This window comes from Neobacillus sp. DHD-1R, assembly GCF_057747995.1.
The window spans coordinates 884,498-908,805 of the sequence record NZ_CM173232.1 but is presented as its reverse complement, the minus strand read 5'-3'; the positions used below and the strand labels follow the sequence as shown (position 1 = coordinate 908,805).

Here is a 24,308-nt window from a genome sequence, read left to right as displayed (position 1 = left end):
CGTCTGTCGAAGTTGACCAGTCGCCTCCGCTTTTCTATTTGGTTAAGTCCTCGAACGATTAGTATCAGTCAGCTCCACATGTCGCCATGCTTCCACCTCTGACCTATCAACCTGATCATCTTTCAGGGTTCTTACTAGCTTGACGCTATGGGAAATCTCATCTTGAGGGGGGCTTCATGCTTAGATGCTTTCAGCACTTATCCCGTCCGCACATAGCTACCCAGCGATGCCTTTGGCAAGACAACTGGTACACCAGCGGTGCGTCCATCCCGGTCCTCTCGTACTAAGGACAGCTCCTCTCAAATTTCCTGCGCCCACGACGGATAGGGACCGAACTGTCTCACGACGTTCTGAACCCAGCTCGCGTACCGCTTTAATGGGCGAACAGCCCAACCCTTGGGACCGACTACAGCCCCAGGATGCGATGAGCCGACATCGAGGTGCCAAACCTCCCCGTCGATGTGGACTCTTGGGGGAGATAAGCCTGTTATCCCCGGGGTAGCTTTTATCCGTTGAGCGATGGCCCTTCCATGCGGAACCACCGGATCACTAAGCCCGACTTTCGTCCCTGCTCGACTTGTAGGTCTCGCAGTCAAGCTCCCTTGTGCCTTTACACTCTACGAATGATTTCCAACCATTCTGAGGGAACCTTTGGGCGCCTCCGTTACTCTTTAGGAGGCGACCGCCCCAGTCAAACTGCCCACCTGACACTGTCTCCCACCCCGATCAGGGGTGCGGGTTAGAATTTCAATACAGCCAGGGTAGTATCCCACCGACGCCTCCACCGAAGCTAGCGCTCCGGCTTCTCAGGCTCCTACCTATCCTGTACAAGCTGTACCAAAATTCAATATCAGGCTACAGTAAAGCTCCACGGGGTCTTTCCGTCCTGTCGCGGGTAACCTGCATCTTCACAGGTACTATAATTTCACCGAGTCTCTCGTTGAGACAGTGCCCAGATCGTTACGCCTTTCGTGCGGGTCGGAACTTACCCGACAAGGAATTTCGCTACCTTAGGACCGTTATAGTTACGGCCGCCGTTTACTGGGGCTTCGATTCAGAGCTTCGCTTGCGCTAACCCCTCCTCTTAACCTTCCAGCACCGGGCAGGCGTCAGCCCCTATACTTCGCCTTGCGGCTTCGCAGAGACCTGTGTTTTTGCTAAACAGTCGCCTGGGCCTATTCACTGCGGCTCTTCGAGGCTATTCACCCCAAAGAGCACCCCTTCTCCCGAAGTTACGGGGTCATTTTGCCGAGTTCCTTAACGAGAGTTCTCTCGCTCACCTTAGGATTCTCTCCTCGCCTACCTGTGTCGGTTTGCGGTACGGGCACCTTTTATCTCGCTAGAGGCTTTTCTTGGCAGTGTGGAATCAGGAACTTCGGTACTAAATTTCCCTCGCTGTCACAGCTCAGCCTTCACGGTAAGCGGATTTTCCTACTTACCAGCCTAACTGCTTAGACGCGCATATCCAACAGCGCGCTTACCCTATCCTCCTGCGTCCCCCCATCACTCAAACGATAAAGAGGTGGTACAGGAATATCAACCTGTTGTCCATCGCCTACGCCTTTCGGCCTCGGCTTAGGTCCCGACTAACCCTGAGCGGACGAGCCTTCCTCAGGAAACCTTAGGCATTCGGTGGATGAGATTCTCACTCATCTTTCGCTACTCATACCGGCATTCTCACTTCTAAGCGCTCCACCAGTCCTTACGGTCTAGCTTCAACGCCCTTAGAACGCTCTCCTACCACTGACATCGTTGATGTCAATCCACAGCTTCGGTGATACGTTTAGCCCCGGTACATTTTCGGCGCAGAGTCACTCGACCAGTGAGCTATTACGCACTCTTTAAATGGTGGCTGCTTCTAAGCCAACATCCTGGTTGTCTAAGCAACTCCACATCCTTTTCCACTTAACGTATACTTTGGGACCTTAGCTGGTGGTCTGGGCTGTTTCCCTTTTGACTACGGATCTTATCACTCGCAGTCTGACTCCCACGGATAAGTCTTTGGCATTCGGAGTTTGTCTGAATTCGGTAACCCGATGAGGGCCCCTAGTCCAAACAGTGCTCTACCTCCAAGACTCTTACTACGTGAGGCTAGCCCTAAAGCTATTTCGGAGAGAACCAGCTATCTCCAAGTTCGATTGGAATTTCTCCGCTACCCACACCTCATCCCCGCACTTTTCAACGTGCGTGGGTTCGGGCCTCCATCCAGTGTTACCTGGACTTCACCCTGGACATGGGTAGATCACCTGGTTTCGGGTCTACGACCACATACTCATTCGCCCTATTCAGACTCGCTTTCGCTGCGGCTCCGTCTTTTCAACTTAACCTTGCATGGGATCGTAACTCGCCGGTTCATTCTACAAAAGGCACGCCATCACCCATTAACGGGCTCTGACTACTTGTAGGCACACGGTTTCAGGAACTATTTCACTCCCCTTCCGGGGTGCTTTTCACCTTTCCCTCACGGTACTGGTTCACTATCGGTCACTAGGGAGTATTTAGCCTTGGGAGATGGTCCTCCCTGCTTCCGACCGGATTTCTCGTGTCCGGCCGTACTCAGGATCCACTCAGGAGGGAACGAAGTTTCAACTACAGGGTTTTTACCTTCTATGACGGACCTTTCCAGATCGCTTCATTTACCCCGTTCCTTTGTAACTCCATGTTGAGTGTCCTACAACCCCAAGAGGCAAGCCTCTTGGTTTGGGCTATGTCCCGTTTCGCTCGCCGCTACTCAGGGAATCGCGTTTGCTTTCTCTTCCTCCGGGTACTTAGATGTTTCAGTTCCCCGGGTATGCCATCCATACCCTATGTATTCAGGTAAAGATACTACTCCATTACGAGCAGTGGGTTTCCCCATTCGGAAATCTCCGGATCAAAGCTTACTTACAGCTCCCCGAAGCATATCGGTGTTAGTCCCGTCCTTCATCGGCTCCTAGTGCCAAGGCATTCACCGTGCGCCCTTTCTAACTTAACCTAAAAGGTTATTTCTCTTATTAAATAAGAGAGAAAACTAAAATGGCGATTACTCGATGTTTTACTTGCTTCTTCTTACGATTATCTAGTTTTCAAAGAACGAATGTTTCGAGAGAATTGCTCTCTCAAAACTAAACAAACAAAAAGCGGTCAACTTCTTATCAGTCCGAAAGGACTGCATTATCCTTAGAAAGGAGGTGATCCAGCCGCACCTTCCGATACGGCTACCTTGTTACGACTTCACCCCAATCATCTGTCCCACCTTAGGCGGCTGGCTCCTTACGGTTACCCCACCGACTTCGGGTGTTACAAACTCTCGTGGTGTGACGGGCGGTGTGTACAAGGCCCGGGAACGTATTCACCGCGGCATGCTGATCCGCGATTACTAGCGATTCCGGCTTCATGTAGGCGAGTTGCAGCCTACAATCCGAACTGAGAATGGTTTTATGGGATTGGCTAGGCCTCGCGGCTTTGCTGCCCTTTGTACCATCCATTGTAGCACGTGTGTAGCCCAGGTCATAAGGGGCATGATGATTTGACGTCATCCCCACCTTCCTCCGGTTTGTCACCGGCAGTCTCCTTAGAGTGCCCAACTGAATGCTGGCAACTAAGAACAAGGGTTGCGCTCGTTGCGGGACTTAACCCAACATCTCACGACACGAGCTGACGACAACCATGCACCACCTGTCACTCTGTCCCCCGAAGGGGAACGTCCTATCTCTAGGAGTGTCAGAGGATGTCAAGACCTGGTAAGGTTCTTCGCGTTGCTTCGAATTAAACCACATGCTCCACCGCTTGTGCGGGCCCCCGTCAATTCCTTTGAGTTTCAGCCTTGCGGCCGTACTCCCCAGGCGGAGTGCTTAATGCGTTAGCTGCAGCACTAAGGGGCGGAAACCCCCTAACACTTAGCACTCATCGTTTACGGCGTGGACTACCAGGGTATCTAATCCTGTTTGCTCCCCACGCTTTCGCGCCTCAGCGTCAGTTACAGACCAGAAAGCCGCCTTCGCCACTGGTGTTCCTCCACATCTCTACGCATTTCACCGCTACACGTGGAATTCCGCTTTCCTCTTCTGCACTCAAGTCCCCCAGTTTCCAATGACCCTCCACGGTTGAGCCGTGGGCTTTCACATCAGACTTAAAGGACCGCCTGCGCGCGCTTTACGCCCAATAATTCCGGACAACGCTTGCCACCTACGTATTACCGCGGCTGCTGGCACGTAGTTAGCCGTGGCTTTCTGGTTAGGTACCGTCAAGGTACCGGCAGTTACTCCGATACTTGTTCTTCCCTAACAACAGAGCTTTACGACCCGAAGGCCTTCATCGCTCACGCGGCGTTGCTCCATCAGACTTTCGTCCATTGTGGAAGATTCCCTACTGCTGCCTCCCGTAGGAGTCTGGGCCGTGTCTCAGTCCCAGTGTGGCCGATCACCCTCTCAGGTCGGCTACGCATCGTTGCCTTGGTGAGCCGTTACCTCACCAACTAGCTAATGCGCCGCGGGCCCATCTGTAAGTGACAGCCGAAACCGTCTTTCAGTTTTCCTTCATGTGAAGAAAAAGATTATCCGGTATTAGCACCGGTTTCCCGGTGTTATCCCAGTCTTACAGGCAGGTTGCCCACGTGTTACTCACCCGTCCGCCGCTAATCAACAGAAGCAAGCTTCTGTTGATCCGCTCGACTTGCATGTATTAGGCACGCCGCCAGCGTTCGTCCTGAGCCAGGATCAAACTCTCCAAGAAAGTTGATATAGCTCATAAATGTTACGTTGGCTTAGTTTCAAAAAGAAACTAATAATTTATTGTTTGTTGACGCTTTTGTTTGTTTAGTTTTCAAAGAACAATTTGATGAGACAACTTTTAAATTATATTATCTTCACTTTTAATTGTCAACAACTTTTTTCTTTACAAGATTAATAGTTTCTGTGACAACTTTTATATTATATAACTGATAACTACCATATGTCAACAACTAATTAATATTTTTTAAAGAGATTAAAAGTATGTAAAACTTTTCACGGGGTGACCATAAATCAATTGAATTTGTCCCATCATAATAAAAACAATTCGCCCCTTGCTCCTTTATAAAGTTGTACCCTATTCATTTTCCAGAACATACAATACCTCAGGAAAATTATTAAATTGGTTGTCATTTATTCATTCACTTCCCACTTTTTGAGGAAAGGAGGACTTGGATTGAAGGGGATTATTTTAGCAGGAGGCAGTGGAACAAGACTTTACCCTTTAACTCGGTCGATATCAAAGCATTTGTTGCCAGTCTATGATAAGCCTATGATTTACTACCCCCTCTCTACGCTATTGCACGCTGGGATTAAAGAATTGCTAATTATTTCAACTTTGCAGGATCATTCCCGCTATAAAGAGCTGCTAGGAAATGGAACAGATATAGGAATTTCCATTTCCTACGCGATACAACCCACTCCAGATGGAATAGCCCAAGCTTTCATTATTGGTGAACAGTTTATTGGGAATGACGATGTAGCCTTAATTTTGGGCGACAATATCTTTTATGGTTTCGAGTTCCAAAACCTGTTAATGGAAGCTGTCAGTCAAAAAAAGGGTGCTACCGTTTTTGGTTATTTTGTTCACGATCCAGAGCGATTTGGTGTCCTTGACTTTTTAGAGGATGGGACGGTTATTTCAATTGAAGAAAAACCAGTCTATCCAAAAACGAATTATGCAGTAACAGGTCTTTATTTTTATGATAATCGGGTGGTGGATATTGCAAAAAACATTCAGCCATCACAAAGAGGTGAACTTGAAATCACAGATGTGAATAAAGTCTATTTAGATATGGGCGAGTTATCAGTGAAATTATTAGGGACTAGCAACGCCTGGATTGACACTGGTACACATCAATCAATATTTAAGGCTTCGCAATATATTAAAACCATTGAGGACACGCAAAACATTAAAATCGCGAGTATTGAAGAGATTGCCTTTCAAAAAGGTTATATCTCAAGAGAAGATTTATATAATTTAGCAAAGCCTTTAATGAAAAATGAATACGGGAAATATTTAATGGATGTTGCTGACGGAAAACAATTAAGAGGTGGGCAATGAATATAAAAGAAACAGAGCTCCAAGGTGTCTTTCTCCTCGAACCGCTTGTCTTTAGGGACACCCGGGGTTTCTTTATGGAAAGTTATAATAAGAAGTTACTCGAACAATTTGGCATCCACTTTGATTTTATTCAAGACAATCAGTCCTTTTCAAAGGAAGCTGGAGTCTTACGTGGTCTCCATTATCAATTAAACCCTAAGGCACAGACAAAATTGGTCCAAGTTTGTTCTGGAGCTGTTTTTGATGTAATAGTAGATATTCGTCAGAACTCCCCTACTTTTGGTCAATGGATCGGTGTTATTTTGAGTGAAGATAATAAACGCCAGGTTCTCGTTCCGCAAGGTTTTGCTCACGGGTTTTGTACACTTGTTCCGAATACAATTGTATTTTATAAAGTTGATCAGTATTATGACCCTAACCAGGACAGAGGGATTTTTTGGGATGACCCTGAACTAGGAATTGATTGGCCTATATCAGATCCCATACTATCTGCGAAGGACAGCAATCTTCCTTTATTAAAACATGCAGAATTGAACTTTTCTGTAAAGGAGTAAAAACAAATGAAATTACTTGTTACAGGAGGAGCAGGGTTTATAGGGAGTAATTTTATTCATTATTTACTTAAAAAGTATCCAACTTATCACATTATTAATGTTGATAAATTAACGTATGCCGGTAACTTGGAAAATTTAACAGACATACAAGACACGAGCCGCTATGCCTTTATTAAAGGGGATATCACGAACAAAGAATTAGTAGAGTACATTGTTACTGGTCATGCAGTGGACTTAATTGTGAATTTTGCGGCGGAAACTCACGTGGATCGCAGCATCTCAAACTCTAATGAATTTGTAAAAACAAATATAGTTGGTACGCAAATCCTGTTGGATGCAGCCAGAAACCATAACCTCCGATTCGTTCAAATTTCGACTGATGAAGTATATGGATCGCTTGGAGCAACTGGTTATTTTACTGAAGCTACTCCTTTATCCCCTAACAGTCCCTATTCAGCCAGCAAAGCAAGTGCTGACTTCATGGTAAGATCCTATTACGAAACGTATGGTTTACAGGTTAACATTACACGCTGTTCCAATAATTATGGCCCTTTTCAATTCCCCGAAAAACTAATCCCACTCATGATTATTAACGCCATAAAAGGAAAATCCTTACCTATTTATGGTGATGGAAAAAATATTCGAGATTGGCTGCATGTGAGCGACCATTGTTCAGCTGTCGATTTAGTGATCCATCAAGGGAAGCCTGGAGAAATTTACAATATTGGCGGGAACAATGAGCGGACAAATATCGAAATTGTCGAGACGATTGTTAAAGAGTTAGGTGAATCAAAGAACTTACTTACATTTGTTCCTGACAGGTTAGGTCATGACTACAGATATGCGATTGATTCCAGTAAAATTCAGAATGAATTAGGCTGGAGGCCAAATTATTCATTTAAGGATGGGTTAATAGAAACGATTTCATGGTATCAAACGCATCAGGAATGGTGGGAAAAATTAATTTAAGTAAGAGTAACAAACTGGAGGTTTTAGAGGGGTGTGAAATGACGAAAGTACTTGTTACAGGTGCAGAAGGCCAGCTAGGTTCAGACCTCGTCCTGCTTTTTAAAAAATTACCAGGGTATGAAGTCTTTGGAATGGGAAAAACCGAACTAGACATCACAAATGAACATGAGGTAAATAGGGTTGTGCTGGTTATTAAACCAGATATTATTATCCATTGTGCTGCCTATACCAATGTGGATAAAGCAGAATCACAGACGGATTTTGCTTTTTTAGTCAATGGAATAGGAACACGGAATATTGCAATTGCAGCTGAAACAGTCAATGCAAAACTAGTATATATAAGTACAGATTATGTGTTTGACGGTAATTCTAGTACATCCTATCATGAATTTTCACCAGTATCCCCAATCAATGTATATGGAAGTTCTAAATTGGCAGGGGAAAATTTAGTACGAGATTTCCATTCGAAATTCTTTATTGTACGAACTTCATGGGTTTTCGGCGTGTATGGGAACAATTTTGTAAAAACAATGCTAAAACTTGCTAGCGGAGCAGAACAATTAACGGTCGTTAATGACCAAGTAGGTTCTCCAACTTATACAGTAGATCTCGCAAAGTGTATTGTTCAGCTCATGAAAACCAGTAAATACGGGGTATATCATGTATCTAATTCAGGGAGTTGTTCTTGGTTTGAGTTCGCCAAAGAGGTGTTTCAACAAACTAATATTCCTATACAGATAAAACCTTGTACAACAGAGGAGTTTCCACGTCCAGCTCCTCGACCCAAGTTTTCAGTCATGGATCATATGGGTTTGCGGATTAATCATTTTCCCGCCATGCCTCATTGGAAAGAGGCCTTGAGACGATTTTTGTTTCAGTTAACGGTGCACGAAGATGGAAACAACAAAGCCTGAAAGAAGGAAAAAAATGAGTACTCCACTTTTGACAACTCATCTATTTATTTCAAGCAAGATTGCATTTGATGAATTACATGAAATGATCATGAGGTTGACGGAGAGCGGCATCACTTTAAAAATGTATCAACCACAGGATGAATTAGTGAATATGAATCCTAAAAATCCTCGTGTCTATCTCTCATTGGGAACAGATTGGGAAGAATTCAGCACCCTGAATTCGTTACCCTTTCATGAAAGAAAACGGTGGTTACACTTTACTTCTACTGAACAGATTCAATCCTCAAAATTATTTTATTGCTGGCTAAGCAGTACCGACCCTCTCCCTAAAAATAGAAGCATACCAACTACAAAATTTTCTTCAGACACTCCATTAGTATCGGTGTTTACGGCAAGCTACAAATCCAAAGAAAAAATACAGCGGCCCTATCGCTCCTTATTAAATCAAACTTACACCAATTGGGAATGGGTGATTGTAGATGACTCTGGAGATGATGATGAGACATACCGTAACGACCTGCTTACTCTTAATGATCCACGGGTGAGAAGATATCGCCAAGATACTCGGAATGGGTACATTGGTGCAATCAAACGATATGCTGCAGGTTTATGTACTGGGGAAATTCTGGTTGAAGTGGATCATGATGATGATCTAACTCCTGACTGTCTAGAGAAGATTGTCCAGGCTTTTCAACAACACCCTGATTGTGGATTTGCTTTTGGCGAAAATGCAGAAGTATACGTAGGAAGCCATCATGCTCATTGGTATGGCTGGGATTGTGGGTTTGGATACAGTCTCTTTTATCGAGTTTGGGTCCATGAAATGAATCGCTGGCAAAATGTAATGAAGCAAACGACACTAAATGGGACGACTATCCGGCATTTGGTAGGGTTACCGAATCATCCTCGTGCATGGACTAGGGATTGTTATCACTTAATTGGAGGTCACCGGGAAGAATTATTGGTTTCAGATGATTATGACTTGCTAGTTCGGTCGTTTCTTTCAACAAAATTTGTTGCAATTCCTCACCTACTCTACATCCAATATCGGAATGAAAACGGAGATAACTCTACTTTTCAGAGAAATCAGCAGATACAGATTCTCTGCAGTGAACTAGAAAGTTATTATCAATCGCGAATCAATGCAAGATTGAATGAACTGGGTTTACCGGATGAGATAGAATATAGTCGTGTATGGGAGAGGCCTTCAGATGACCCCGCACGTAAATCTGCTCATATTATCCATGAAGATCCTTTAAAAGTTTCATTCCTGTTTCCTATCCCTTATTCTAGTCCTGAGAGTGAGCATACCGAATTATTTAAAACGCTTCAAAAGGGAATGGAGACTAACTTTAAAGAGATTGAAGTGGTAGTGGTGGGCCGTGTTCCTGAAGAAATTGAGACTTTTGCATCGAACGCACCCAGGGGATCCATTCGATGGTGGGGAATGGAATCGGATGATTCATTAGAATCGTGTATCCAATATGCAAAACTTTGCTCTTCTTGCATAGAGAAAGTACTCATATTGCCGTAAACCTTTACAAGTGCTCTAGCGAAATTGGGTGAGAAAGAGGGAATTTTATCCTAGGATTTTTTACTTCAATATTAAAAATATATAAGCAGCCTGAGACCAATTTTTTTAAGGTTTTAGACTGCTTATTTTTATTGTTTTGGACATATTTATTGGCTCTACCTAAACTAGTGCGGATAAATTCAGATTGAGGCCGATGTAGAGGGGTCCTAAAAACCTAAATTACTTTCAATTCTATAACAATATAAAAATACATTTCCAAGTTATTAGATAAATACCTATTTTTTTCAATCTAGGTATTTATATATTTTTTGTCAACTAAATGTTTGTCCCATTCCATCTTGATTGGACTTCAATATTTTATAGAGCAAGTACAAATTGGAATTAGGTGGTGTGTTGTTTGTCCAAACAATATTTTGGCGATTTAGGTGGCAACAGCGGCTGTAATCGCGATCGGGAACGGGATCGTGATTTGGATTGCGATCGGGATCGGGATTGCGACCGGGATCGCGAGGATGAAGAGGAATGTAAAGAAAAACGCGGTAAACGCGGTAAACGAGGCGAACCTGGTAAACGAGGACCTCAGGGTGCTCAAGGTGCTCAGGGTGCTCAAGGCGCTCAGGGTGCTCAAGGACCTCAAGGTGCTCAAGGTGCTCAAGGACCTCAAGGTGCTCAAGGTGCTCAAGGTGCTCAGGGTGCTCAAGGTGCTCAGGGTGCTCAAGGTGCTCAGGGTGCTCAAGGTGCTCGGGGTGCTCAGGGTGCTCAGGGTGCTCAAGGTGCTCAGGGTGCTCAGGGTGCTCAGGGTGCTCAAGGTGCTCAAGGTGCTCAAGGTGCTCAAGGCGCTCGGGGACCTCAAGGACCTCAAGCTGCTCAAGGTGCTCAAGGCTCTCAAGGACCTCAAGGACCTCAAGGACCTCAAGGACCTCAAGGTGCTCAAGGTGCTCAAGGTGCTCGGGGACCTCAAGGCGCTCAAGCTGCTCAAGGTGCTCAAGGCGCTCGGGGACTTCAAGGACCTCAAGGCGCTCAAGGCTCTCAAGGTGCTCAAGGCTCTCAAGGCGCTCGGGGACCTCAAGGACCTCAAGGTGCTCAAGGCGCTCGGGGACCTCAAGGACCTCAAGGCGCTCTTGGACCTCAAGGACCTCAAGGTGCTCAAGGCGCTCGGGGACCTCAAGGACCTCAAGGGAATCAAGGCGCTCGGGGACCTCAAGGACCTCAGGGGAATCAAGGCGCTCGGGGACCTCAAGGACCTCAGGGGAATCAAGGCGCTCAGGGGAATCAAGGCACTCGGGGACCTCAAGGACCTCAAGGTGCTCAAGGCGCTCGGGGACCTCAAGGACCTCAAGGCGCTCTTGGACCTCAAGGACCTCAAGGTGCTCAAGGCGCTCGGGGACCTCAAGGACCTCAAGGGAATCAAGGCGCTCGGGGACCTCAAGGACCTCAGGGGAATCAAGGCGCTCGGGGACCTCAAGGACCTCAGGGGAATCAAGGCGCTCAGGGGAATCAAGGCACTCGGGGACCTCAAGGACCTCAAGGACCTCAAGGTGCTCGGGGACCTCAAGGACCTCAAGGACCTCAAGGCGCTCGGGGACCTCAAGGACCTCAAGGTGCTCAGGGAAGTGGAGGATTAATTCCATTTTCATCAGGTATCATCATCAGTGGTGCTACAGTAGTATCAGCTGCTCCAATTTTAATGGGTTTTGGTAATCACACGGTTGAAGTTATTAACGGTTCTGGAGAATCAACTATGCCACCAGAAGCAGGTGGATTTGCTTTCCCAATTCCTTTTGCGGGAACCGTTCAAAATTTACAGATAAGCGCAGATTTATTGGTTGCTTCAGTGGCTTCTATAAATGTGACCCCTCTTGTATATGATTTTACAGTTTTCGTCGCACCTTCAGCTCCTAATAATGGGATTAGTCATCTTTCTTCATTTTACGTGACAACTCCGCTGACTAGCTCGCTTATTTTTGGCGGTCCTGGTAATCCTGTTACTGCCGGTACTTTCTATACGGCAACCAATATAAATGTCGGATCATTAACAGTCGCAGCGGGTGATCGTATTGGTATTCGTATAAGGACACGTGCATCGTCGGATCCCTCAGCAGTTGATATCACCCAGCTCTCATTTAGCGCCAGTCTATCTTATACTCCTTCTTAATAAACCTCCAGCATTGTAATCCTCCATTTGTTTCATAGGTAGGCGAAGGATTCAGGAAACCATTACAGGACTTGTTTTTAATATCCGCGATGAAGTTTTAACAGCAGGGCAATCAGTAACCGCTGAAATATTTGTAAGTAGCAACTGCGGATTTGGTGTCGCAGGCAATCCGAACGCAGGTTTTGTATCTACACGAATTACCGTAACAGTAAATGGACCAAATAATGCCACTGCACCAAATTGTTGTGCATTTACAGCAGCCAGCTTCGCTGTCCTTAGATGTCAACTATTAACTGTTCAAGTTACTCATAGTGGAAACTCAGCGTTACAAGATAGTGCGGCAGCCACACTCCTATTTAGTCCCCCTTAAAAGTGGATAAGCAATTCTCTTGTAAGCTTTCAATGGTAGTCGTGCATCGGCACTACTACTTTTTTGTTTAACAAATTAATCTATCAATTATCAACCTATTTATCACTTTAAAGCGAAATAATATTCAAAATAATATGATAAAATGGTGATATCATATTTTTATTATAGGAGAGAGAAAAATGGTGTCGTTTATTTTAGTTGTCTTGGTTTTATTTCTGATCCCCGGTCCAGCTGTGTTACTTACGGTAACGCAAACAGCTAAAGGCGGGCGAAGAGCCGGAATCATTACGGGCATCGGGATTGCGGTTGGCGATTTAATTCATACCATTGCAGCTGTCCTTGGTCTTTCAGCTATATTGATGACATCGGCCCTTGCTTTTGAAATAGTAAAATATTTAGGGGCTGCTTATTTAATTTTTATAGGGATAAAATCACTGTTTGAAAAATCGAAAAAGCAAGTCGTAGCAGTACCAAAGAAAAATAACGCTGCTGTTTCGTTTCGTCAGGCCTTATTAATCGAATTATTAAACCCAAAAACGGCTCTTTTTTTCCTAGCTTTCTTACCACAATTTATTCATCAGGGTGGAACATCTGTTGTCCTTCAGTTATTAATATTAGGACTCACATTTGTATTAATGAGCATTTTGTACACAACTCTTTTAGCATTCTTAACCAGTTCCATTGGCGAAAAATTATTTTCTAATCAAAATAGCCGAATTGCCCGCTGGCAAGGAAAAGTAGTCGGTGCCATCTATATTGGTTTAGGGCTGACACTGGTATTTCAAAGTCAAAAATAAAAAGAGCTCAAAATGGGCTCTTTTTCTCACTATATTAGAATTTATAAGTGTTGGCTTCGAGAATTGTCCAACTCAGGGCGCTTGCGCCTTGCTTATATTCCTAATGATTGGCGACTCCTACATAATGGAAGCCTAAGCTTGTGATTTTCTCCTTATCCAGCATATTGCGGCCATCGAAGATATATGGCTGGCTCATAAACGGTTTGAGGCTCGCCCAATCGAGATGCTGGTAATCATCCCAGTCCGTGCACATGACAAGTGCGTCTGCCCCTGTCAAAGTTTCTTCAATTGTTTTATATTGGTATGCCTCCCCTATTTTTACAATGGGGTCATGCGCTTTAATCACGGCTTGTTCCGCTGCCAAATGCTTGATTAAAGTTAGACTTGGTGACTCCCGTATATCATCGGTATTTGCTTTAAAGGCTAATCCGAGTACAGCAATAGTCTTATTTTTTAAATTACCGCCAAGAACTGCTTTGATTTTGTTCAGTAAATAAAGCGGCTGTTCCGCATTGACTTTTACAACATCCCCCAAAATAGCAAGCGGCATTTTGTTATCGTTTCCGATATTTATTAACGCACTCACATCCTTCGGAAAACAAGATCCTCCATACCCCATCCCCGCCCGAAGGAAATGCGACCCTATACGGTGATCGAGTCCAATCCCTGTTGAAACATCATTTACATTGATATTTAACACATCACATAGTCTAGCTAATTCGTTAATATAGGAAATTTTCATCGCAAGGAAGGAGTTAGCAGCATACTTGATCATTTCGGAGGCTTTTGGGAAGGTTTCAATGATAGGACAGGAAAAATTCTTGTACAATTCGCGCATTATTTTTCTTGCTGCTTCACTTGTTGTGCCGATCACAATCCGGTCAGGATTTAGGGCGTCCAGAAGGGCGGAACCCTCACGAAGAAACTCAGGATTACTGACTACATCAAATGGAATCGGAGCCTTTTGTTTTTCGCTGATCCATTTTGTCACTAACTCTGCTGTCCCAACCGGCACGGTACTTTTTGTCACAATCACTTTATAATGTTCCATATAGGTGCCAATCGATTCTGCCACATTTTTCACATAAGTAAGATCTGCACTTCCATCCGCATCTTGTGGCGTACCGACGCAAATGAAAATCACTTCATTCTGTTTAACCGCTTCTTCTGTTTTTTTGGTAAAAATAATATTCTGAGCTGCGACATGCTTGCGTAGTAAGTCCTCCAGGCCCGGTTCATAGAAATGGAGTTTACCAGCTTGTAATGCTTGAATTTTACTTTCATCAAGATCCAACCCTGTTACCTGGTGACCCATTTCGCAAAAAATAAGGCCTGTCGTCGTCCCCACATAACCTGTGCCGACGATTAAGATTTTCACGGTTATTTATTCCCCCTTCTATCCACGTATAATGACATTAGTTAGTTTGAGGGAGCGGCAATATTGAGCAATTTTACTTTTTTCTTCAACCCAATGCTTGTATGATTTTCCGTCTGCTTGTTGGGTGAAGTTCACTAACGCCTTCAAACTACTAATAATTTATTCTTTAATGTATTTTGTGGAAGGTTATCCGACTAGATTGGGCATAAATGGGGCATGGTCTAAGTAGATTGGGGTGGGAATGGAGTGAGTAGCATTCGACAGCATTAGTGAATACCACTCATTCATTGGATTTCTATTTGTGGACATCAATAGCAATAGTTCTCAAATGACAACCGGACTTTTACAACTAACGGCTCCAAGCACCTGCTAGATCCAACCTTTTTTCTCGGCGATACTAGCGGCTTCGGTTCTGTTTTTTGCATCAAGTTTGTGAATAATTTCGGAGATGTAGTTGCGGACGGTGCCGGATGATAAGTAGAGTTCAAAGGTGATTTCTTTCGTTGTTTTTCCTAAAGCTGCTAATCTTAAAAGCTCTTGCTCTTTTGTTGTCAGCGGGTTTTCCTCACGAATGGCATCAATGGCCAGTTCCGAACTGAACACCCGTTTACCTGACATCACCTTACGAATGGCATCGGCGAGTTCATCAATTTCCCCGTCCTTAAGTAAATAGCCGTGTACGCCTATTTTTACGGCACGCTCAAAGTATCCAGGTCGGGCAAAAGTAGTTAAAATAATGACCTTACTGGCAGCAGACTTTCGTGCAAGCTCTTCTGCTACCTCGAGTCCATTCATTCCCGGCATTTCAATATCCAACAAACAAACATCAGGCTTAAGCGCCAGAATGGAGCCCAGCGCCTCTTCCCCATTCAACGCTTGGCCCACCACTCTCATATCGGCCTCCAAATCAAGGAGGGAGCCAAGTGCTCCCAATAACATTCGCTGATCTTCAGCAATAAATAATCGAATCATACCGCAGTACCCCCTGCCTTATTAATGATGGGAACAGTCATTTCTAACACAGCACCATTATGATTTGATAGTTTTAGTGACCCCTCAATCAACGCTAACCTCTCCTCCATCCCCCTCAAGCCATTGCCAAAGAGATTATTTTTCGGCACGCCCATCCCATCATCCCGGATGACAAGGTTCATTTTTTCCGAAAAAAGCTTGATCGTAATGGAACAGTGTGTGGCGCGGCTATGCTTGACGACATTGGTCACTGCCTCCCGTATACACATCCCGATGACATTTTGCATGAAGGGGGAAACCACAGTAAAGTCAATATCCCCCTTGTATTGATAGGTAATTCCTGAGGCCCGTAAAATTTGCTGGATTTGTAAGAGTTCTTCGGTGATCGTAGAGGCACGCATATCGGTTACCAATTCGCGCACCTGTTTTAAAGCAGCACGAGAGGTTACTTCCATTTCCTTGGCTTCCAGCCGCGCTCGTTCTGGGTCAACTGCGGTTAACCGTTGCACGAGCTGACTCTTTAATGTCAATAGGGACAGCGTATGACCAAGCGTATCATGGAGATCACGGGCAATCCTCACTCTCTCCTCACGCTTTACCAACTGTTCAATTTTCTGATTTGCCTGATCTAATTTTTTCTCCAACTCCATCCGGCGATTCATCGAGCGGATGCCAAACGGAGATATCAGCATAATAATGAGGAACGGGACAAAATAAATGAGCTCTGCCGGTGTAAAAAAGGTTCTTGTTTGGATGACCTGAACAATGAACGGAAGTATTTCCACAAGCGCTAAACTTAGCAATCCCCGTCTAAATACCGTTTTGTCCCGATACCAGCCGATGAAATTGGCGGGGAAGAAGCCCATAAACATGTAGTTTAAATGATAAAACAGACTGAAAATAAACACGATCGCCAGTTGCACAGCCAACCAGTAGGTGAACTTTCTTTTTCCCATTAAAAAATATAACTGGCGATACGACACCAAAAATAGCAGGACCATCCCGTAGCCAATCAGCTGTTTGATCCCTGCTTCTTTCGTTAAATAGAAAACAGGAAACCCTATATAAATGAGAAAGATATAGGGAAAGAATCCAAATTGTCTCGGGAAGATTGACCATTTCACCTTACATCACGCCACTTCTGTTTTTCTTCTAATATATTTCGATAGTAGCATGAATACGGTCAAATAAGCGATTAAAATCAGAATATTTTTCCAATTAGGCGTGTTTCCGCGGACAATCTCCCAGGCTCCATTGCCAAAGTTGTAGGACGGAAGCCATTTGCCAATGGCTTGCATCATTTTCGGCATGATCTCGAGCGGCATCCACAACCCTCCGGACACGGCAAGCACCATGTACAGCACATTGCTGATCCCTGCTGCTGTTTCTACTTTTTTCATCATCCCAATTAATGTCCCGATAGCGAGGAATGGTAAGGAACCAAGTAAAATCCATAAGCCACTCAGGATCCATTGCATCGCTGTAAGGGAAACACCGTTGATAATCGCACCGGCGATAAATATGATCGTTATCGATAGTAGATGGATTACACTTTGACCGATCATCTGTGCCGCAAAATATACCGTGTCGGAAAGAGGAGTGATTCGAATAAAGGTCGACCAGCCTTGAGAGCGCTCCTGCACCATGCGGATCCCGAGTGTCATTATCGACGAGCCCATCACACTAAAGACGGTCATGGACATGAGATAGTGTGCCTGCCATTCCGCTTTGTTCGGAACGTCTGAGTTCACTAAATTAGTGAAAATATAATAGAAGATAATCGGCATCACCAAAGACCAAAACACAAAATACCGATTCCGTAACACCCTGATTATTTCCACTTTACATTGCATTTTAAATGCTTTCATTTTAAATGGCCTCCTTCGTGCCGTTTGTCAGCTGTTCGAACGCTTCTTCCAGCTTTCCACGTTCAATTTGGATATCTCGGGCACCAATTTTTTCTTGGAAAATAAGCTCTAATACACGGTCCGTATTAGTTGACTGGACATAGACACGGTTATTTTTTCGATAGATATCATCAATCTCACTGTATAGATAAAGGTTTTCAAGCGACATTTCCGGGTCGACGATAAAAGAAACAGATTGCTTTGATATTCTCGCTTTAATTTGGGCCGGCGTACCATCTGCTACGATAGCGCCCTCTTTAAAAAGCAAGATTCGGTCTGCGGCATCATCCGCTTCCTGCAAATAATGGGTTGAAAAAATAACCGTTTTGCCTTGCTCGGCTAAGTGGTGAATGGTCTGCCAAAAACGATTCCGTGAGGCAATATCCATCCCTACTGTGGGTTCGTCAAAAATGATCAGCTCTGGATTCCCCGCGAGTGCCAGCGCAAAACTTAAGCGCCGCTTTTGCCCGCCTGATAATTTTTCAGCCCGCGTCTTCAGGTCCTGCTCTGTCAGGCCGGTTAGCTTGATTAGTTCCGTCATGGCGAGCGGTCTTGGGTAGTAGCTTCTGATTAGCACCAGAATTTCGCGCACTTTCAAGCCTGGCATGACACTAACCTCCTGCAGCATCGTGCCGATTTTTTCTCGGACATGTTTTTCCTCGGGTTGGTGGTTAAATAATTGAATCTCTCCTGCTGTTGGTTTGAGCAGCCCTAAAATCATTGAGATGGTGGTTGTTTTCCCTGCACCATTCGGTCCAAGGATTGCTACTACCTCCCCTTTTGTAATCGAAAAGGATACATTATTAACAGCCGTTTTATGTTGAAATGACTTTGTCACGTTTGTTAAGCTTACAATTTCATTCATTTCCTGACCACCTCCTGCTTTCTTGCTCTTATTGTATGATGTCAAGAAGATAATTTTTAGTAAGCTTTGTCATCAAAACGAGATGACAAATGTCATTTTAGTGTAGTGGTATCACGTGGTGGTATCTGGAGCTGGACCATTCTCGAAGTCAAAACTTATAAATTCTGATATTAAAAAAAGACCCCCATGATGGAGGTCCTTCATAAACGATTTTCGAATGTCCACTGGAAACGGACAAATGTGCATGAATGGTGTCAGGCACCATTAGTGACACCAAGGTGTTAGTATAGTAAATAGTTTTCGCGAACATCCATAAATTTGTCCAGTGCTGGCTGCCATTCTGCTTTCATTTCTTCGACGGATTTACCCGCCTCGATACCGGCACGGATGGAGCCGTTTCCTACTAAATTATCAAAAAACGAGATTCCCGCACTGTTTGGTGCACGGAATTGGAATTTGTCCGGATACAGATCATGGATAGTCTTTACAATATAAAGACCTGTCTCGAACGACTTAAAGGAGTTACGGTTGGTGACGTGAATTTGAATGCCATTGCTTAACTGATTTGTAAACTTTGATGTTGACGGGATGAACGAAGCGGCGCGGAATGTCACTCCCGGTAAGTTGTATGCATTCAATTTTGCGGCTAGGACATCTCCATTGATAAATGGTGCACCGATCAATTCGAACGGTTTGGTAGTTCCACGCCCCTCTGAAACATTGGTTCCTTCAATTAAACAAGCACCAGAGTAGACTAATGCTGTCTCTAAAGTTGGCATGTTCGGTGACGGCATAACGAATGGTAAATCAGCGTCATCGTAATACATGCTGCGGTTCCAGCCTTCCATTTTCACCACTGTTAAATCTGCTCCAATGTTAAATTCCTTGTTAAAGAGGTTGGCCAATTCGCCGACCGTCATTCCGTGGCGTACTGGAATTGGAAATTCACCGACGAAAGAAGAATATTTGTCCTCTAAAATTGGTCCCTCTACCTTTGCACCACTGATTGGGTTGGGGCGGTCAAGGACAATAATTGGAATGTTGTTTTCTTTTGCGGCCTCCATTGCTAACGCCATTGTGTAAATATATGTGTAATAACGCGTCCCGACATCTTGAATATCAAATACCAATACATCGACATTACTTAACATTTCAGGCGTCGGTTTTTTTGTTGCTCCATAAAGACTGTAAACCGGAACCCCTGTTTTTTCATCAATATAAGACTCTACATACGAACCGGCAGGAGCGCTGCCGCGAACACCATGTTCTGGTCCATATAAGGCTGTAAGCTTGAAATTCGGGTTATTGTTGAATAAATCTACAATACTAGTAAGCTTTTGATCGACACCAGTAGGATTGGTGATTAAACCAACGCGCTTACCCTTAATTAAGTCAAGGCGATCCTTTAATAACACCTCAACGCCTAATTTGAGCTTTCCATTTTTCTTTTCTGTTTCATTTTTAGCAATTGCCGCCGTAACGGTTGACAGGACAAGCAGTAACACAAGGACACCGGTAAGCCACTTCTTCATCCAAACCCCTCCATGTTTTTTTATGATCTACTGTTCAGGAAACCTTTAGAAAAATAAACACATTAGCTTAATAACCAAGTCCATGACCAAATCCGAACAATTCACTGCCATCATGGTTGTAAATGGTTACCGGCAGCTTTCCAGTTGGGTTATTTTGTCCAAAAATAGTATTAACAGATGCTTCAAAACTGGCAGGTCTAAAGCTGTATTGGACTAACGCGGCACCTACATTTGGATATGACATCACATCATATGGATTTCTTATCCCGACCGCAATAACCGGTTTACCTGTTTCAATCAGCTGATTGGTCATCAGCATTTGACTGGCTCCTGGCGCTCTGCCTGAAACACTGGAGGTATACGTACCGACAATAATATAGTTAGCATCTTTAATTTGATCCAACTGAGTTGATGTCAGCTTTGTAGCAGTATTGATGTACGTGACATCATCATGGTGTTTTTTCACCTCAGCCACTAGTGAATCCACATAATAGCCAGAATAACCCACCACGGCAATCTTATCTTCTTTTGTCAAATTCAGCGGAAGAACACCGCTATTTTTTACAAGCGTAATCGATTTTGCTGCTGCCTCTTTTTCTACTGCTTTATGTTCAATTGAACCTACGACTTTAAGGGCATTGGCAACCTTTTCATCAAGGCTTTTTTCTACCTCAGGCTTCACAATGGAACGGTTGAGTTTCAGTGTTAAAATCCGCTCAACTGATTGGTCAATTCTATTCATTGAAATGTCCCCAGCGTTAATTGCATCATATAAGCCATTGGCCACTTCGACAATTCCAACCGGCATGAGCAGAACATCAACCCCCGCTTGAACCGCACGAACCGCTGCATCAACAGACCCAAAATGGTCAGCAATTGCTCCCATATTCATAGCATCGGTCACAATAACTCCGTTATACCCCATTTCTTCGCGCATAAGCCCGGTTATAACTTTATGGGATAACGTCGCCGGGACTGCAATTTCCGTTCCATCCTTTTTCGAAATTGCTTTTGTATCATCGATTTTCGGGAAGGTTACATGTGCCGTCATCACCGCATCAATACCAGCATCCATAGCCTGCTGGAATGGATATAATTCTACTTTTTTCAGACGGTCCATATCATGGGGAACCTCTGGTAATCCAATATGTGAATCCACCGCTGTATCCCCATGGCCGGGAAAATGTTTGGCCGTAGACGCTGTTCCTGATTCATGAAGTCCTTTAATATAGGCCTTTCCCAATTTAGCGACTAACTCTGGGTCTTCCCCAAACGAACGAACGGCAATGACAGGGTTATCGGGATTGTTGTTAACATCCAATACTGGACCGAAGTTCATGTTAATCCCAAGGGCAGTCAGCTCTTCCCCAATCGATTTGCCCACCTTTTCAGCCAGTTCTTCAGAACGGGCTGCACCTAGAGCCATGTTACCCGGAAAATCAGTTCCTGTTTGCAGGCGTGTCACAATCCCGCCTTCCTGGTCAATCGAAATCAACAGTCCGTATTTTTCCGCTGCCTCTTGATAGGCACTAACAAGCTTCGCTGTTTGATCAGCTGTCACCGTGTTTTCACGGAATAAAATGACGCCGCCTATATGATAGTCTTTGACAAGCTGGGTAATTTCGTCATTCATTTCCGTTACATTTTTACCCTTCCAATTACGGAAGTCCGGCATCAGCATTTGTCCAACCTTTTCTTCCATCGTCATTTTCTTGATGGCCCTGCCAATCAGGTCATAGCGAGCACCAGTTTCTTTTTCAACTAGAATCTTATCTGGATTTTCTTTTACTTGGATCGCGATTCGATCAGAGTAGCTGCCATCGCTTACCGTAATAAACGTTTTCCCATTGTGACCCGATAGCGTTACTTCGCCATCCTTAACAGAGGCGACATTTTTGTTTGAAGACTTCCAAGTCAGGTTCTCGGAAGCTAGCATAAACTTGCCGTCGTCAAACACATGCAAAGCATTCAATTGCAGGTTGTTATTTTCCACGTCCCTTGTGACTTGCGGTACATTAAGGTCAATCACTAAATCTTGAATCCCCGTTGCTGCTGTTGCCCCTGCGAGCGGAATGCCCGTTAGCAAAAGCACTACTGCTAAAAATGAAGTGATGACTGCCTTTACAATCTTCCTCATGTTTCTCCTCCTCTTTTTTAAAAGTTAATAATCTCTCTGCTGCCAATCATTTCGGTCAAACGACAGCTTTTCTGAATCTAGTTTAGGATTTAGGACATACCAGCCTCGGCCATTAGTCGTTCCATCCGTTTTATAAACAAATCGCAATTGAGTGGCCTCTTTCGGAATCGTCACTTGTTGATTCTCCCAGCCATCGCTTGTCCCGGTGAACACAGCTAATTTTTGCCACGTACCATCTTTCAAAATTTCCACGCGGCCAAAGTCCCAGCTATTTTCGATCATATGCCACGTTGAAAACGACAATTGAGCATCATCTTTGAGAGCAAGTTTCGTTTCCATGACGCGGTTCAGTTTGTCTCCATAGCCGGCAAACCATGCTGAGTCACCTTTAGGGATGGATACTGGAATCGCATCAGCGACCTGCCGGGCAAATAATCTTCTTGGCTCGTTGATGGAGCCCATGGTTCTGCTTGGATGAACACGGTTAGTTAAAAGAATCGCAATCGTTTTATTATTCGGACTCACCACGATGGATGTACCCGTATAGCCAGTATGTCCAAACGAATAGGTTCCTTCTGATAATGCATCCATATACCAGCCCTGTCCGAGCTCCCAGCCGAGTCCATGGTCATCGCCAGGGAATTGATCATTTTGATTTTCAAGTAAAAGGTTGACTGTTTCCGGCTTCAGAATGCTTTTTCCAGCATACTTTCCGTCATTGATGAATATATGGGCCAATTTCGCTAAGTCCTCTGCGGTTGAGAATACTCCGGCATGCCCCGCTACCCCATCAAGCGACCAAGCATTCTCATCATGAACTTGTCCCCAAACCAGACCGCGGTTTGGCATTGATTGGTACTCCGTTGCGGCAATGCGGTTCTTTAAGGTTGCAGGCGGATTGTACATCGTATCCTTCATCCCCAATGGTTCAGTAATATGTTCTTTTACATATGCATCCTGCCGTTGGCCGGTTAATCGCTCAATCAATGCCCCAACTGTGATCATGTTTAAGTCACTGTATTCATAATTCGTGCCAGGAGGATTTGCTAATCGTTGTTTAAAAACTAACTGCAGCCTATCTTCCCGTGAGCTGCCCTGTGAATAGAGTGGAATCCAGGCGGTAAATCCAGATGTATGAGTTAATAGCTGACGGATGGTGACCTGTTCTTTACCGTTCGCAGCAAATTCAGGAATATACTTGGCAACCGGATCATCAAGTTCAAATAATCCTTTTTCATATAGCTGCATCGCGGCCACGGAGGTGAAAATTTTACTAATCGACGCCAAATCAAAAATGGTATCCTCTTGCATCGCAATTGGATTTTCCATTTCCGTAAACTGTCCGTCCGAATAGAGAGCCGAATGGCCATATGCCGTATGCTTAACTATTTTTCCACCCCTTGCAACAAAAACAACGGCACCAGGGAAAAGTTTTTGTGAGATATATTTATTCATAATAGAGTCAATTTGTTGAAGTGGATGATCAACCATACCAGCCCCACGTGCTGAGCTTGGATGGAGAACGCTCGTGACCGGAATTGTGTTTGAATTCCATGTAAAGACTGGATGTGGTTTCTGTGATGAGGAATAACTGTTTTTTTCTTTTACTTCAATTGATTTTCCAAGCGGTTCACTAGCAGCAAAGACATTTGAAGTGCCTAACAATGCTGTACAAACGGCAGTAATGATAATCGTTTTATTTTTCATATATCCTCCTTATCTTTTTATAGGGAGTTGCAGGCGGCAAATCTATGTGTAAAAAAGAAAAAGCGCTTACAACCTATAAAAAGCATATAAGAAATTCGGTATAGTTGTCTATACCGCTAATTTCCTATAAACAGTAAATTTGTCCGATTTTAGGGTATAAAGAAGGATGACTTTAAGATTATTTATTGAAAATTTTGTATTTTATTGTCTCCAAACACTCTAATTTGCCTACTTTCCTCTTTTATCCAAGATAGTCATAATCCACAGAGTTATCCCCATCTTTATTCTAGTTATCAACAATTTTCTTTTTATACCCACAGGTTTATCAACAACTTTTTACTAAACTATGGAATACAACCTATGTCATTTACGTTAGTACCATGCTTATCCACAATTAACGATTATTTATCCACATAATCATCTAATTCATCCACATTTTATATTGTTTTACCCACAACTTTTC

At 44.1% G+C, this 24,308-nt stretch carries 16 protein-coding genes and 2 rRNA genes; 8 read left to right on the top strand and 10 right to left on the bottom strand.

The window, feature by feature from the left end; translation table 11 throughout:
• Window positions 1-38: 38 nt before the first annotated feature.
• Window positions 39-2,974: ribosomal RNA gene (locus tag AC3ANL_RS04295) — 23S ribosomal RNA — on the bottom strand.
• 189 nt (window positions 2,975-3,163) lie between these two features.
• Window positions 3,164-4,713 (bottom strand): 16S ribosomal RNA (locus tag AC3ANL_RS04290).
• Together the 16S and 23S rRNA genes form the textbook arrangement of a ribosomal RNA operon.
• A gap of 453 nt (window positions 4,714-5,166) precedes the next feature.
• On the opposite strand from AC3ANL_RS04290, the gene rfbA reads away from it, so the two are divergent.
• From rfbA to AC3ANL_RS04250, 8 genes are all read left to right on the top strand, one after another.
• The gene (gene rfbA, locus AC3ANL_RS04285; protein WP_488328031.1) at window positions 5,167-6,054 is read left to right on the top strand and encodes a glucose-1-phosphate thymidylyltransferase RfbA; all 888 of its coding nucleotides are present in this window, start codon (window positions 5,167-5,169) and stop codon (window positions 6,052-6,054) included.
• Window positions 6,051-6,608, top strand: a complete 558-nt coding sequence (gene rfbC / locus AC3ANL_RS04280; protein WP_488328030.1) for a dTDP-4-dehydrorhamnose 3,5-epimerase — start codon at window positions 6,051-6,053, stop codon at window positions 6,606-6,608. The genes rfbA and rfbC overlap by 4 nt, the downstream gene beginning before the upstream one ends.
• 6 nt (window positions 6,609-6,614) lie before the next feature.
• Window positions 6,615-7,577, top strand: coding sequence for a dTDP-glucose 4,6-dehydratase (gene rfbB / locus AC3ANL_RS04275; RefSeq protein WP_488328029.1), 963 nt, complete (start codon window positions 6,615-6,617; stop codon window positions 7,575-7,577).
• Between the two features lie 38 nt (window positions 7,578-7,615).
• Window positions 7,616-8,491, top strand: coding sequence for a dTDP-4-dehydrorhamnose reductase (rfbD, locus tag AC3ANL_RS04270; RefSeq protein WP_488328028.1), 876 nt, complete (start codon window positions 7,616-7,618; stop codon window positions 8,489-8,491).
• Between the two features lie 13 nt (window positions 8,492-8,504).
• Window positions 8,505-10,025, top strand: coding sequence for a glycosyltransferase (locus AC3ANL_RS04265; RefSeq protein WP_488328027.1), 1,521 nt, complete (start codon window positions 8,505-8,507; stop codon window positions 10,023-10,025).
• A 425-nt stretch (window positions 10,026-10,450) separates the two neighbouring features.
• Window positions 10,451-11,650, top strand: a complete 1,200-nt coding sequence (locus tag AC3ANL_RS04260) for a hypothetical protein (RefSeq protein WP_488328026.1) — start codon at window positions 10,451-10,453, stop codon at window positions 11,648-11,650.
• A 116-nt stretch (window positions 11,651-11,766) separates the two neighbouring features.
• Window positions 11,767-12,180 (top strand): hypothetical protein, encoded by a 414-nt coding sequence (locus AC3ANL_RS04255; protein WP_488328025.1) that lies wholly within the window; start codon window positions 11,767-11,769, stop codon window positions 12,178-12,180.
• A gap of 549 nt (window positions 12,181-12,729) precedes the next feature.
• Entirely contained in the window at window positions 12,730-13,347 is a 618-nt protein-coding gene (locus AC3ANL_RS04250) for a LysE family translocator (protein WP_488328024.1), read from the top strand.
• 100 nt (window positions 13,348-13,447) lie between these two features.
• On the opposite strand, the gene AC3ANL_RS04245 is transcribed toward AC3ANL_RS04250, so the two are convergent.
• The 8 genes from AC3ANL_RS04245 to AC3ANL_RS04210 form a co-directional block, all read right to left on the bottom strand.
• Window positions 13,448-14,725, bottom strand: a complete 1,278-nt coding sequence (locus AC3ANL_RS04245) for a UDP-glucose dehydrogenase family protein (protein ID WP_488328023.1) — start codon at window positions 14,723-14,725, stop codon at window positions 13,448-13,450.
• Between the two features lie 369 nt (window positions 14,726-15,094).
• A complete protein-coding gene (locus tag AC3ANL_RS04240) occupies window positions 15,095-15,697 on the bottom strand; it encodes a response regulator transcription factor (protein ID WP_488328022.1) in 603 nt (200 codons plus the stop codon).
• Window positions 15,694-16,821: a sensor histidine kinase gene (locus AC3ANL_RS04235; protein ID WP_488328021.1), complete on the bottom strand. Its 1,128-nt coding sequence runs from the start codon at window positions 16,819-16,821 to the stop codon at window positions 15,694-15,696. Before AC3ANL_RS04235 ends, AC3ANL_RS04240 begins: the two co-directional genes overlap by 4 nt.
• Before the next feature lie 6 nt (window positions 16,822-16,827).
• Window positions 16,828-17,565, bottom strand: coding sequence for an ABC transporter permease (locus AC3ANL_RS04230; RefSeq protein ID WP_488328020.1), 738 nt, complete (start codon window positions 17,563-17,565; stop codon window positions 16,828-16,830).
• 1 nt (window position 17,566) lies between these two features.
• The gene (locus tag AC3ANL_RS04225) at window positions 17,567-18,469 is read right to left on the bottom strand and encodes an ABC transporter ATP-binding protein (RefSeq protein WP_488328019.1); all 903 of its coding nucleotides are present in this window, start codon (window positions 18,467-18,469) and stop codon (window positions 17,567-17,569) included.
• Window positions 18,470-18,750: 281 nt separating this feature from the next.
• Window positions 18,751-20,001: an exo-beta-N-acetylmuramidase NamZ family protein gene (locus tag AC3ANL_RS04220; RefSeq protein ID WP_488328018.1), complete on the bottom strand. Its 1,251-nt coding sequence runs from the start codon at window positions 19,999-20,001 to the stop codon at window positions 18,751-18,753.
• Window positions 20,002-20,068: 67 nt separating this feature from the next.
• Window positions 20,069-22,138 (bottom strand): glycoside hydrolase family 3 protein, encoded by a 2,070-nt coding sequence (locus AC3ANL_RS04215; RefSeq protein ID WP_488328017.1) that lies wholly within the window; start codon window positions 22,136-22,138, stop codon window positions 20,069-20,071.
• A 24-nt stretch (window positions 22,139-22,162) separates the two neighbouring features.
• The gene (locus AC3ANL_RS04210) at window positions 22,163-23,845 is read right to left on the bottom strand and encodes a serine hydrolase domain-containing protein (RefSeq protein ID WP_488328016.1); all 1,683 of its coding nucleotides are present in this window, start codon (window positions 23,843-23,845) and stop codon (window positions 22,163-22,165) included.
• Window positions 23,846-24,308 lie beyond the last annotated feature (463 nt).

Bases quoted from the DNA above. Each gene is read 5' to 3' on its own strand.
- rfbB (WP_488328029.1), top strand. From the start codon at position 6,615: ATGAAATTACTTGTTACAGGAGGAGCAGGGTTTATAGGGAGTAATTTT.
- AC3ANL_RS04240 (WP_488328022.1), bottom strand. From the start codon at position 15,697: ATGATTCGATTATTTATTGCTGAAGATCAGCGAATGTTATTGGGAGCA.
- AC3ANL_RS04220 (WP_488328018.1), bottom strand. From the start codon at position 20,001: ATGAAGAAGTGGCTTACCGGTGTCCTTGTGTTACTGCTTGTCCTGTCA.
- AC3ANL_RS04265 (WP_488328027.1), top strand. From the start codon at position 8,505: ATGAGTACTCCACTTTTGACAACTCATCTATTTATTTCAAGCAAGATT.
- rfbC (WP_488328030.1), top strand. From the start codon at position 6,051: ATGAATATAAAAGAAACAGAGCTCCAAGGTGTCTTTCTCCTCGAACCG.
- AC3ANL_RS04255 (WP_488328025.1), top strand. From the start codon at position 11,767: ATGCCACCAGAAGCAGGTGGATTTGCTTTCCCAATTCCTTTTGCGGGA.
- AC3ANL_RS04215 (WP_488328017.1), bottom strand. From the start codon at position 22,138: ATGAGGAAGATTGTAAAGGCAGTCATCACTTCATTTTTAGCAGTAGTG.
- AC3ANL_RS04230 (WP_488328020.1), bottom strand. From the start codon at position 17,565: ATGAAAGCATTTAAAATGCAATGTAAAGTGGAAATAATCAGGGTGTTA.
- AC3ANL_RS04225 (WP_488328019.1), bottom strand. From the start codon at position 18,469: ATGAATGAAATTGTAAGCTTAACAAACGTGACAAAGTCATTTCAACAT.
- rfbD (WP_488328028.1), top strand. From the start codon at position 7,616: ATGACGAAAGTACTTGTTACAGGTGCAGAAGGCCAGCTAGGTTCAGAC.
- AC3ANL_RS04210 (WP_488328016.1), bottom strand. From the start codon at position 23,845: ATGAAAAATAAAACGATTATCATTACTGCCGTTTGTACAGCATTGTTA.
- AC3ANL_RS04250 (WP_488328024.1), top strand. From the start codon at position 12,730: ATGGTGTCGTTTATTTTAGTTGTCTTGGTTTTATTTCTGATCCCCGGT.